The sequence below is a fragment of the Micromonospora sp. NPDC049201 genome, assembly GCF_055586805.1.
The window spans coordinates 25489-38545 of sequence record NZ_JBVJHM010000004.1; the positions used below are offsets into that span (position 1 = coordinate 25489).

Annotated in this window: 6 protein-coding genes; 5 read left to right on the forward strand and 1 reads right to left on the reverse strand. The window is 65.8% G+C overall.

Annotated features, from left to right (window positions below):
* The first annotated feature begins 367 nt into the window (after positions 1-367).
* From ACZ6O5_RS09970 to ACZ6O5_RS09990, 5 genes are all read left to right on the forward strand, one after another.
* A complete protein-coding gene (locus ACZ6O5_RS09970) occupies positions 368-1678 on the forward strand; it encodes a hypothetical protein (RefSeq protein ID WP_465975954.1) in 1311 nt (436 codons plus the stop codon).
* 14 nt (positions 1679-1692) lie between these two features.
* Positions 1693-2238, forward strand: coding sequence for a GNAT family N-acetyltransferase (locus ACZ6O5_RS09975; protein WP_465975955.1), 546 nt, complete (start codon positions 1693-1695; stop codon positions 2236-2238).
* Complete coding sequence (locus ACZ6O5_RS09980) at positions 2217-2660, forward strand: hypothetical protein (RefSeq protein WP_465975957.1); 444 nt, start codon at positions 2217-2219, stop codon at positions 2658-2660. The genes ACZ6O5_RS09975 and ACZ6O5_RS09980 overlap by 22 nt, the downstream gene beginning before the upstream one ends.
* A 185-nt stretch (positions 2661-2845) precedes the next feature.
* Positions 2846-3280, forward strand: a complete 435-nt coding sequence (locus ACZ6O5_RS09985) for a hypothetical protein (protein WP_465975959.1) — start codon at positions 2846-2848, stop codon at positions 3278-3280.
* Positions 3281-3577: 297 nt separating this feature from the next.
* Entirely contained in the window at positions 3578-7510 is a 3933-nt protein-coding gene (locus ACZ6O5_RS09990) for a tetratricopeptide repeat protein (RefSeq protein ID WP_465975960.1), read from the forward strand.
* Positions 7511-8584: 1074 nt separating this feature from the next.
* Here ACZ6O5_RS09990 and ACZ6O5_RS09995 read toward each other — a convergent pair.
* A complete protein-coding gene (locus ACZ6O5_RS09995) occupies positions 8585-12343 on the reverse strand; it encodes an NACHT domain-containing protein (protein WP_465975962.1) in 3759 nt (1252 codons plus the stop codon).
* Between the last annotated feature and the right edge of the window lie 714 nt (positions 12344-13057).

The following is a 13057-nucleotide window of genomic DNA, read 5'->3' on the forward strand; positions in this document are numbered from 1 at the left end:
CCGCCCCTCGCACGCCGAGCATGCAATCGGCGCGGACGGTGAGGGCTGGAGCGTCCCCCGCCGCGGGCGCGACCCATCCACACACCGCACGACCCGAACCCCGGTTTGCTCAGCGCCCCTCCTCGCTGAACTCACCTCCCGGTGTCCGCGCCGACGCTGCTGCCCATGTGCATCGACGGGATGCACATGCACAATTGCGGTGGGTGAGCCGTCCATGAAGGAGAGATTGCACGGGACCTATGGGACCGATCGAGGACCCGTAGGGACACCTCTGGCGGACATCGAACGGACACCATGAGGACCTGCATTGCCGGAAGGACCTCACCCGGGCGAGCGTGGAGAAAGCCCATCAGGAAGGCGTAGACGGATGGCACGAGAACGCCGCGAACCTCGCACCGTGCTGGAGCACCTGATCCAGCAGAGCGACCGTACGTACGAGGAGCTGGCCGACGAGTTCTCCCGGATGGACCCCCGGGCGGCGATCAGCGCCCGGCACCTCGGGCGGTTGGCACGCGGCGAACGCGACCTGGCCTCATCGACCCCCGCCACCCGGCGGGCACTACAGGCCATGTTCAGCAAGCCCATCGACGAACTACAGCGCCCTTGGACTTCCCACCAGTTGACCCCTGCGCCGGAGCGACACCTCCTTGTCGATCCCGCCGGCGCCGGCCCGGAAAGGAACCTCCTCGCCATGGCCGCACAACGCGCCCGCCAGTACGCCATGCTCGCCGCCGAGTCCACCAGCCCGGCCGCCATCGAACAGCTCGCCGAGGACGTGCAGCGCCTGGCGCTCGCCTACCCGCAGCGCCCCGTCAGCCACGTGCTCCCCGACCTGGCCGAGACACAGGACACCCTGTTCACTCTCCTGGAGCGCCGCCAGGCCCCGAACCAGTCCAGGGACCTGCACTTCCTCGCCGGTATCACCAGCGGCCTGCTCGCCAAGGTCTCCCACGACATGGCCGACCCGCACTCGGCCATGCTCCAGGCCCGCACCGCGGTTCTCTGCGCCGAGCAGGCCGGCCACCCCGGGCTCCAAGCGTGGCTGCGCGGCCTACAATCCCTCGTCGCCTACTGGGTCGGCCGCTACGCCGAGGCGGTCCGCTACGCCGAAGCCGGCCGCGAGTACGCCACCCGGGCCGGCGGCACCTCCGCCGTCTGGCTGCCCGCCAGCGCCGCCCGCGCGTACGCCGCCCTGGGCAACGCCGAGCAGGCCAAGGCCGCCATCACCGAAGCCGAGGACGCCTGGTCCCGGGTACGCCCCGACGAGATGGATGAGATGGGCGGCATCTGCACCTTCAACCAGCCCCGCACCCTCTACTACGCCAGCGACGCCCTGGCCTGGCTCCCCGGCGAGGCTGCCAACACCGAGCGATACGCCCTGCGCGCCACCCAGGCGTACGCCGACCCCAACGACCCGGCATGGGCCTTCGGTGACCAGGCCGGCTCACACGCCAACCTCGCCATTGCCCGAGTGGCCGGCGGCGACCTGGACGCCGCCGCCGACGCCCTGGCCCCCGTGCTCGACCTGCCCGCCGATCAGCGCATCAACGGCATCATCCACTCCGTGCGGCGGGTTCACCAGGCCATCACCCGCGCCGGCCACGCCCACGACGCCCGCGAACTCATCGATGGCATCGAGCACTTCACCCACACCCCGGCCAACGCACTTCCTCGATAGGGCACGATCGGGCCATGGAGCCGATCACCATTCCCGGCCGCGTCATCACCCTGCGCGACTTGCGCTCCGATGACGCGGCCGATGCTTGGGCAATCGTCGGAGATGACCGGGTCACTCAGTGGCTCTCCTTCGACAGCCGAGACAAGGCCGCCGCCGTCGCCATGGTGGAAGGCGCCATCGAGCGAGCCCAGCTCACCCCGCGGACCGAGTACTACCTAGCCGTTGCCGACTCCTCAGACCGCATGATCGGATTCGCGCGACTCGGCCTCACTGGGCACCAGGCCGCCAAACTCGGGTATGCGATCGGGGCCGATCACTGGGGCCACGGCTACGCCACTGACGCTGCCCGCACGATGGTTGACTTCGGTTTTCAGACGCTGAAGCTCCACCGCATCACCGCGGCCATCGGCCCCGACAACGCCGCCTCCATCACCGTTGCCGAAAGGCTCGGCATGCAGTACGAGGGCCGGCTACGCGACCACGTCTTCACCAACGGCGCATGGCGCGACTCCCTGCTCTACTCCATCCTCGCCCAGGAGTGGACCAGCAACGCCGGCTGACCAACCGCCGGCGGCTCGACGGCCAGCGCCGGCCGGATCATGGCGCCGGTACGATCGCCGGCATGCGCGACGCCGACACGCCGCCGCAGGAACCCGCCGACCGCCGTTACGCCGACACCGCCCTCACACCCCAGGAGCACGCGGCCCGTATCCGCGCCGCCACAGCCGAGGTGTACGAACGTGTCCAAGAGTGGCGGCACGCCCCAGGTTGGCAGTACACACCAACGAACGCTCACCGGTACGCGGTGACGGCGGACGCTGTCGCAGCGCTCGACGCGTTGCCCGAGCCCGAGACCTTGGAGGATCTTGCCGCAATCGTCGGCGCCGTTCGTCCCGTGCTCGTTGAGTGGCGCCCGAGCCGGCCGGGGCCGGAGCAACAGATCTTTGCGGCAGTCGAGCGACTTCGGCAGGCATGCGGATAGCGAAGTGCTCTTAGCTTTGCGCCGCCCGGCGACCTCCAAGGTCATCTCGTAGACTCGCCCAAGTGATCTTGGGGGAGGATTCGCAGGGGTGGTGGTCGCGTCGAGTCCGACAAGCTGGGCGTCCCCGGCGGTGGCACTGGGTGCTGCTGGCGTTGGTGGTGATCAGTTGCGCTGGCCTTGTCGCCGTGCCCGCCTCATGGGCCGTACGCAAGCAGTTGGAGGCAGAGCGCGGCGAGGCGACGCCCGAGGCCGCAGCCCGCGTGTGGCTGTTGCAGCTCAGCGCCGGCGAGGAGCTGGGGCTGTCGCGGGTGCTGGCTGGCCCGCGCCATGACGAGCTGCGGCGGCAGTGGCGGGACTACCGAGCTGAGATGACCGGTAGCGGCCGGGAGCCTTCGAAGCTGGAGAGCGTGGGGCCGAGCACGATCGAGCACCAGGCCGCCGACCGGGCCACGGTGACCGAGCAGGTACGCGCGGTGTGGTGGGACGACGCGCAGATTCTCGCCGGTACTGCGCATCCGTGGCGGTGGGAGCTGCGCAAGGACCGTGGCGGGTGGCGGGTGTGGTCCGTCGCCCTTCCGGCCTGGTGCGGGGTACATGTCCGGGCGAACCTGTGTTCGTGACGTACGGCGGGCCGTTGACCGAGTGCCGGGCGGCTGGACACGTGATTCGAGAACTGATGCGCGACACATCTTCGCCAACTGATGCGCGACAGCGCGATGAGCCTAGGGCGCATCAGTGGGCATCGGGACGTATGGATCCGCCGATGAGCCGGTGCCATTCTCAGACGATCGACTATGTGTTGGTCTGATCACCTTCAGTATCGTGCGGGTGTGCTTCGGGCTGGGTTGAGGTGGATCGGGCGCTGTTGGTGGGCGGTGCTGGTTCCAGCAGCGGTCGCTGCGGCGGCAGTGTGGGCGTTGGTCACGGACGACAAGCCGGTCTGGACGGTGGTCGCGGGCGTAGCGGCGGCGGTGGTGGGAGCGTTCGCGCCGTCGGTCCTGGAGTGGGTTCGGGTCGCGCGGCAACAGCGTGAGCGGCGGGATCGGGCGGTCGCGGGGGCGTTGGTAGCGGAGCTGCCGGAATCGGTGGTGTGGCTCTTGCGCCCGCAGGCGGCGGTGGTCGGATTCGTTGGTCGTGGGTGGCTACTGGCAGCGTTGGACAGGTGGTGCGCGGATCCGGACGCGAGCGGGGTGCGGCTGCTGGTGGGTGCGGGCGGGGTGGGCAAGACCCGGTTGGGGCGACACTTCGCCGGCCGGTTGACGGGCTGGGAGTGCTGGCCTGTGGCTCCCGGCGGGGAGGCGACGGTAGCCGGGCAGCTTGAGACGGGCAACCGGCCGGGCCGGTTGCTGCTGACGGTGGACTACGCCGAGACCCGTGACCCGCAGGCGTTGGCGCATCTGTTGTGTGTCGCGCAGCGGGCCGGTGGTGTGCGGGTGTTGTTGCTGGCCCGGTCGGCCGGGTTGTGGTGGTCGTCGCTGTCGGCGGCGTACCCGCCACAGGCGCATCTGGTGGACGCGTTGACCGTGCCGGCGAACGTCATAGAGGTGCCGGCTCGTATTGAGGGCTACTCCCCGCAACAGATCGTGGCCGAGGCGATGGTGGCGTTTGCCGCCCGGCTGCGTCGCCGGCCTGCGGGTGTTGTTCCACTGGGTGGGTTGGGTCCTGATGTTCCGGTGTTGCGGTTGCATGCGCAGGCGCTGCTGGCGGTGTTGGGCGGGCCGCGTGGTGATGACCGGTACGACGTGCTGGCCGAGGTGCTGGGCCATGAGGCCCGGTACTGGCGGCACCGGGCCCGCCGCGACGGTCTAGCAGGTTCGGGCGAGCCACATGCCGACGCCGTGTTGCGGCGGCTGGTCGCCGTGGCGGCGCTGCTAGGTGCGGACAACCGTGAGCAGGCCATGGAACTGGTCCGCCGGGTGCCGGGCCTGAACAGGGCGCAGCCGGAGCTGGTCAACGGGTACGTGGACTGGTTGTACGGTCTGTACCCGGCAGCGGGAACGGGCGGTGGGCTGGGGACGTTGCAGCCGGACCTGCTCGCAGAGAATCTCGCGGTCGCGGTCCTGTCCGAAAGCACCCTGGCCGAGCGCAGCAGGATCCTGCAAGGGTTGGCTCCCGGTCAGGCGGTGCAGGCGTTGACGGTTCTGAGCCGCGCGCGCAGCCACCAGTCCGACGCTGCGGAGATGATCGACGTGGCGCTGGCCGCGGATCTGCCGGTGATGACCGAGGCCGTGCTCCAGGTCGGTCTCCAGTTCCCCGGAATGCTCGCTTCGCGGGCCGCGGCCCTGCTCGTCACCGTCACGGCTGAACTCGATCCCGACTGGGTTCAGCGGACAGCGCGGCGGGTGCCGTACCCCTCGATCGAGTTCGGCCAGATCGCGGTCGCATTGACCACCCACGCCCTGACCGCCCCGGCAGCGGAGACCGAGTCAAACGACCGAGCGCCCCTACTGACCATGCACGCTGTTCGGTTGGCGGAGGTGGGGCGGAGGGCTGAGGCGTTGGTCGCCAGCCAGGAGGCCGTTGACCTCTACCGGGAGTTGGCCGACGGTAACCGGGACGCCTATCTGCCCGACCTCGCCATGTCGGTGAACAACCACGCTGTTCGGTTGGCGGAGGCAGGGCGCCGCGCTGAGGCGTTAGTCGCCAGCGAGGAGGCCGTTGACCTGCGCCGGGAGTTGGCCGACGGTAACCGGGACGCCTATCTGCCCGACCTCGCCATGTCGGTGAACAACCTCGCTGTTCGGTTGGCGGGGGCAGGGCGCCGCGCTGAGGCGTTGGTCGCCAGCCAGGAGGCCGTTGACCTCTACCGGGAGTTGGCCGACGGCAACCGGGACGCCTATCTGCCCGACCTCGCCATGTCGGTGAACAACCACGCTATTTGGTTGGCGGAGGCAGGGCACCGCGCTGAGGCGTTGGAGGCCAGCCAGGAGGCCGTTGACCTCTACCGGGAGTTGGCCGACGGCAACCGGGACGCCTATCTGCCCGACCGCGCCATGTCGGTGAACAACCTCGCTGTTGGGTTGGCGGCGGTGGGGCGGAGGGCTGAGGCGTTGGTCGTCAGCCAGGAGGCCGTTGACCTCTACCGGGAGTTGGCCGACGGCAATCGCGACGCCTATCTGCCAAACCTCGCCGCGTCGGTGAACAACCTCGCTGTTGGGTTGGCGGAGGTGGGGCGGAGGGCTGAGGCGTTGGTCGTCAGCCAGGAGGCCGTTGACCTGCGCCGGGAGTTGGCCGACGGTAACCGGGACGCCTATCTGCCCGACCTCGCCGTGTCGGTGAACAACCACGCTGTTGGGTTGGCGGCGGTGGGGCGGAGGGCTGAGGCGTTGGTTGTCAGCGAGGAGGCCGTTGACCTGCGCCGGGAGTTGGCCGACGGCAATCGCGACGCCTATCTGCCCGACCTCGCCGCGTCGGTGAACAACCACGCTGTTCGGTTGGCGGCGGTGGGGCGGAGGGCTGAGGCGTTAGTCGTCAGCCAGGAGGCCGTTGACCTGCGCCGGGAGTTGGCCGACGGCAATCGCGACGCCTACCTGCCCGACCTCGCTATGTCGGTGAACAACCACGCTGTTGGGTTGGCGGCGGTGGGGCGGAGGGCTGAGGCGTTGGAGGCCAGCCAGGAGGCCGTTGACCTGCGCCGGGAGTTGGCCGACGGCAATGGCGACGCCTATCTGCCCGACCTCGCCGCGTCGGTGAACAACCACGCTGTTCGGTTGGCGGAGGCAGGGCGGAGGGCTGAGGCGTTGGAGGCCAGCCAGGAGGCCGTTGACCTGCGCCGGGAGTTGGCCGACGGCAATCGCGACGCCTATCTGCCCAACCTCGCCATGTCGGTGAACAACCTCGCTGTTCGGTTGGCGGAGGCAGGGCGCCGCGCTGAGGCGTTGGAGGCCAGCCAGGAGGCCGTTGACCTCTACCGGGAGTTGGCCGACGGCAATCGCGACGCCTATCTGCCCGACCTCGCCGCGTCGGTGAACAACCTCGCTGTTCGGTTGGCGGCGGTGGGGCGGAGGGCTGAGGCGTTGGTTGTCAGCGAGGAGGCCGTTGACCTGCGCCGGGAGTTGGCCGACGGCAATCGCGACGCCTATCTGCCCGACCTCGCCGCGTCGGTGAACAACCTCGCTGTTCGGTTGGCGGAGGCAGGGCGCCGCGCTGAGGCGTTGGAGGCCAGCCAGGAGGCCGTTTACCTGCGCCGGGAGTTGGCCGACGGTAACCGGGACGCCTATCTGCCCGACCTCGCCATGTCGGTGAACAACCACGCTGTTCGGTTGGCGGAGGCAGGGCGCCGCGCTGAGGCGTTAGTCGCCAGCGAGGAGGCCGTTGACCTGCGCCGGGAGTTGGCCGACGGCAATCGCGACGCCTATCTGCCCGACCTCGCCGCGTCGGTGAACAACCTCGCTGTTGGGTTGGCGGCGGTGGGGCGGAGGGCTGAGGCGTTGGAGGCCAGCCAGGAGGCCGTTGACCTCTACCGGGAGTTGGCCGACGGCAATCGCGACGCCTATCTGCCCGACCTCGCCGCGTCGGTAAACAACCACGCTGTTCGGTTGGCGGAGGCAGGGCGCCGCGCTGAGGCGTTGGAGGCCAGCCAGGAGGCCGTTTACCTGCGCCGCGAGTTGGCCGACGGCAATCGCGACGCCTACCTGCCCGACCTCGCCATGTCTCTGTGGACCATCGGATACGTAGCGCGCACTCTCGGAGAGACGTCGGAGCAGATCCTCGATGCAGTTGCCGAAGGGGCGCAATACTTCCACGAACTCGCAGCCACCGACCCGCAGGCGTTCACCGCACGCCGAGACGCGGCGGCATCCACCTTGGCCGAACTACGCCACAACGCCGTCAGTCAGCAACCCAATTGACACCACACAGGTCACCCCACGCCGACGAGGCAGCGCCCGACACCGCTTAACTGGGAACTCTCAACTGGTCACCCCACACGGGGTCCCTGACCACGATCGGGTGCATGGACATGCCGCGATCAGTGTCGTAGGTGTCGCAGATCAGTTGGCGGACGCGTGTCGCGCATCAGCCGACGGAGGGCAACGTCCGCAAGGACACCACTGCCGAAACACTCTCTTCAGGATCAAGGCCGCGCACGCGCGGCCCCGCCCGGCGCGCTCGGCCTGCTGGCGGCCTCCGGCCGGCATCGGCCGGCACGCCGGGCAGGATTGGGATATGGGCGATCGCGGACATCGATGCCGTGACGATCGCGTGCGGAGTAGAGCAGCGCTGCGGGCAGGGCGATCGCTGCCGCGCCGCTCCGCGGCTTGCCACTGATGACCAGATGATTGAGCGGCGCAGATCGCTCTCTGGAGCCCTGATTGGGGCCGGCAGGGTAGCGCCGGATCTTCGAACCGCTGGTGTGGCGGCACGGCGATATGGTTCGTAGCTTCTGCACTTCTTCAAGGCGGCCTCGTCGGGCCGCACGCGCCGCCGCCTGGGCGCGTGCCGCCGCTGCCGCTTGCCGCTTTGCGGCCGTCACGCCTGATGCCCGGCGGCTGGCGCGGAGAGCGGGAAGCCCGGGGGCCGCCGCAGAACGACAGGAGCGTTGACCGGTGAGGTTGGTGGGCCGGCAGCCGGCCGGGCCGCGCGGCCACGAGCCCGCGCGGCGTAGGGGAGCGCACGCCGACCGCGTCGGCGACCTGGCGGCGGTCGCGGGGTTGCGGTCACTGCGCCTCCGGCGGGGGCGCTCCGGCTCCAGGATGGCCGGGGCGCCGCCGGCGGATCACGGTCCGTGGGCGGTGGCGGTAGGCCATCCCGCCTGCCATCGACCCGGGCGAGCCGAGCAGACCATCGCCCGACCCGCCAGCGTTCGAACGTGCGTCGAGGTCCGCTTGACGTGGCGAGCGGGCGGCGCCCCGCTCCCCGGCGGTGGGTCGATGGCAGACAGGGATGGCACCAGCCAGAGTCGTGGGGACCCGGGTGGCAGGTTGCTACCGGGCTTCTCCCTGTCCGAGCCAGTCCTCCTCTTCCGCAACAGATAGAACCGACCGCACCTTTCGAGGACGGTTCGCATATCGCACGGACCAGGAAATTAGGCCATCCGGCATAGTCCAAGATCGAGCAGCGACCTCTCCTAAAAACTCTTTCGTAGCGCGACCCGCCAAGTCCGACTTAAGAGGACCGAAAAGCCTGCCGTTCAGGGCTTGAGCCTTTTCGCAGATGGAGAGAAAGTGGGAAGTCGGAATGGTGCCGTTACCCCAGAGAGCCACGGCGACAGTCAATAGCGCAGACGCAGTCCATGGCTCGCGCGCCTGTCGATCGATGGTCTTAAGAATGCTGAGGTCATATTCCTGAAGCCGCTGGGAGAGCAGACAAAGCGTCGGCGCAGTCACGCGCATCGCGGCCAATTCCTGAACACGGATTGGCAGCGCTTTGCGAGCCCGATCCGAATAGTAAGGCGAGCGCCGGCAGGCGTAAGCAACCACCGACCGCATATCTGGCGGCAATGATCGCATGAATTCGTTGATCTTGGGTATAGCATGCACGATCGTAGTTGTATCTGCCCAGACGTAAGTTGCCGCAACCCAGAACGCCTTGTCCAAGTCGCTGTTCGCGGACGAGGCTTGGGCCACCCACCATTCAATGTTTCGAGGGCGTCGCTTTGCGAAGCGCACCCGGTCGGTGACTTGGAACTGCTCACCTAACAGCTGCTTCGCCCCAGCCCCGCGCTCGTCGGGATCGGTGACTGCGCCGGAGATTAAAGCAATCTCGTGGCTAGTCCACGTTTGGCCAAACTCTTCGTCCAGCCGTTGAACTGCTTCCACCCACGGCGAAAGCCTTACGTGTCTCGGCTCTCGCATCAGGTCGATAAATTTCCGGCCGATGGCGTTCAGTCTAGGGTCACGGAATTTCGGAACATCCTCGGAAGCCAGCCCCCCCTTTAGCAACCCATAGTAGAACGGCTTAAGCGCCTCCACCCAATGCTCGGGGGAAGTAAGAGCTAGCAGGAGCCCCATGCCGGTGTCAATTTGTATACTGCTGAGCGCCTTAGGGTGATTCAAAGCGTACGTTATTGATTCCCGAAGGCCCTCGTCATCTAAGTCGATCTTGCCGGCGCCAGCGAGCGCGAGGCTTACCCAGGACGGGTCAGTCTTATTTTCTCCCAGAAGCACTTCGAGGTCGGCCTCAGAAACCTCTGACAATACGCCGAGCAATCTTCCGATCCGAAGCCAACCTATCAGCCGATCCCCCTTCCGCTTCCTCGCCTCAGTCAGCCAAGTGTCAGCCAGCGAAGCACTGTCGGCGTGGCGAACCAAGAGTCGGCACTGAGAGTCCGTCCTTTCGGTTTTCCTGCGCTCGCGCTTCAGGTGCTCCCAAAGGATTTCAGCGAGACGGGTGCCCCCTGCTTCCGGACCGAGTCGAAAGTCGTCATCGATGTCGACTTGATCACGCCTCGATGGCGTGACTCCGCCGTACACTCTTATTCCGTAAGCGTCAAATACCGCATCAATCACTTGGTTCGTGGCTGTTACCGACTGCGCGAATACCCAATCTTGGAGGAACGCGATAGCGAGAGACCGAGGATAGGTGCCTTGTCTGGATTCGACCAGAAGGCAAATGCGCTCAGCCAAATCAAGCAACTCGCCCTTGCTGAAGCAGCCGGCAAAGAACCTAGCGACATTGAGCCAGTACGGATTTCGAGCGACCGCGTCAAATCGGTCGGGCTTGGTGCCCTTACGCGCCCTACCTGCTGGCGAGTAGGAGGCCGTTTCATACAAGAAGCGTGCCGCAAAATACTCCCGAAGAGGCTGTACCTCGAATTCGTAAGTGCCCTCGACTCGAGACACAAGAGCAACCACACGCTCCACGGTCCCAATAACGAGGTCCTCCACCAGTTCTGCTGATCGCCCCTCCTTCGCGAGATACTCTGTCAGCACCTTTCGTAGTTCGGCAGCGCGAATACGACCGTTTGAGCGATTTCCCTCAGCATTCGCGTGGATATAGTAAGCTAAGTACCAGTGGATCTCGATCAGTAGCTTGCGATTTTTTCTTACAATTGCACTCTTCTCCGATTCGCGATTGAAGAAGGTGTCGACGTATGTGTCGTACAGCTCCGTTCTCTTGTCTGGAAGACTTGCTCCTCGCAGGTATATGAGAGAGAGCAGAATTGACAACTGCATCGTGTTCTTGGCAAGTTCTGCCATGTGCGGTGCATTCATTTTCTCGGCAAGCACCGCTCGAACTTCAGCCTTGTCCTTCTCCTCCAGATTCCGGGCCACCGCCCATCGATCGGTGTACTCAAGGGCGAGTTCTCGGTGGATGGCACCGAGTTTGAGGAATGTAAATCGGTCTTCAGGGAAAGTCGCGCTACTTGAGAATACGGTGGGCCGGGACGTAACCAGCACACGGAGGTTCTTTGCTATCCCGTCCAGTCGGGTGATAGCGGCCAGGACTTCCTCGACCGCTCGACGTCGGTCGTCGAGATTTGCTACCTCGTCGAGCCCGTCGAGTAGCAGATAGACCGGCGTAGACTCGATTAGCCTGTGCAGATCGGCGACGCCAAACGGCGCATAGCCGGAGAGGTGATGCACTTGACCAGCGATCGCTGTTTCAAGAGACCGTTGCCCCTTGTGCAGCTGGCCTTCTTCGTTACTCCAAGGATCGATGCCGTTGAGCCACTGCGCCAAGTCTCGCAATTCGAGCCGGAACGGCACCGCGATAGAACTCTGCGAATGAAGCCTCGGCAAATTTCGGCCGTCGTCATTCGTGAGCAAGCGGGAGCGGTGGACTTGCCCTAAATACTGCGTCAGAGTTGATTTCCCTTGCCCCGGCGCACCTTCGAGGACTACGAACCTAACATCGCTCGAAAACTCGGAGTCTAGCAGTACGTCAGCCGCGCCAGCCCTCGCCAGGGAATAGGCTCCGGAGCCCTTGATTGACCGAACGAAAACCTCTCCCGCTGCGCCGATTACGTATTCCGGCTGGCCGTCGTCGCTCCCGTCGAGGACTCCGACTATCTTATCTCCCGACGCTCGGGCTGCTCGGCGGGCCGCTGCCGCTAACTGCTCTGCCGTTCGCGAGTCGAAAGCCTTCCGGCCTCTGCGAGGTGTAACACTAACAGGAACGTCAACGAATATTTGAAATAGGGAACTAGCCTGTAGTTCGGCTTGCTTGAACCGAACCGTCTTATCTTGTTCGTACTGCGCTGCCAGATATGCTTTTAGAGCGCTGTTATCTGCTGCGGGTCGCTCTTTACTGCTCTCCCAGAACAGGCGCAGGAAGTCCGCTCCGTTGAGCAGCGAGGGGAATCGGAGCTTGAGATCAAAGTTTCGGTCGAGTCGTCGATCGATCTCATCTCGCCACCAGCATGCCGCAGGAATTTGGAGGACATCTCGGAGGTATGCCGACACCTTGTCAATTCGTCCGGAGTCAAGGTGAGACGTCCCCGGCATATTGGTAAGGAGTATGTACTCCGTTGCGTTTCGATTGACTAGCTCTTGGATCTTATCGAGTTCACCCTCGATGGCGTTCTTGACCCAAGCGACCGGGTCCTTGATGGCATGCGGATTCCGCGCAAACTTGACCTGGAAGACGATAGTCCCACGCAAGTCCGCTGGGGAAGTTCCATCCCTGCCGCCGTCGGGCATGCCTACAGGCATGCACTGAAGACGGGGAAAAGAGTCAATCAGCAACGACTGGCAGAGATGCTGAAAATGCTCGTCTAAGAGACTTTCGTAGTCGTACCCCACGTTGCTCCCGTCCCGAGGCGCAGATAACAGGGTCTCCAAGCTAGACCAGGTACGGCAAGGGGCATATCGCCTGATCGGACTGTCTTGGCGTTTTCAGTCGCTAATGTGACACTCTCGCAAGATGTGGCAGGGGTTCAGGGGAACGGGCTCCGGCCCAGCGCCTACCCAGTCGCGAACGCCCAGCCAGCCTAGGCGGCAGACGTGGGCGGATCCTGCCGGACGGAGTGTGCAGAGCTCGTCCGTGACTTCATCCCGTCACGCTGCCGATAGCGTTGGGTGTGTGACGGAGGAGGTTCGACGAGCAGTCCGGCGACTTCGCGACCAAGCGCTCACCGGCGTTGGTCGATGGTCTGGGCGGGCTCCACTTCGCGACGCCCTCTACCACGCGACACGTGGGCGGATCGACAAGCGACCACGCTACTCGGTCGGCCAGCTCCCGACCCTTGACACGCCCTGGCAGGACACTGCGTCGGGCAGGTACTTCGGTTGGCGGTGCCGGCAGGCGACCCTCAACGGGGATTTTGCCTTTGCCGTCGAGTACATCGTGTGCCCGCACTGCAAGACGGCCTGGGTCGACAAGCCATGCACCGCTGAGGAGTACCAGCGTCAGGGCCTTGCTTCGGTGGCCCTGTGGGCGCTCCGTAAGGAGAATCCAGGACTGCACTGGTACACCGGCAGCGGGCACCTGGGCGAGGCCAAGGCGTTCTGGATGGC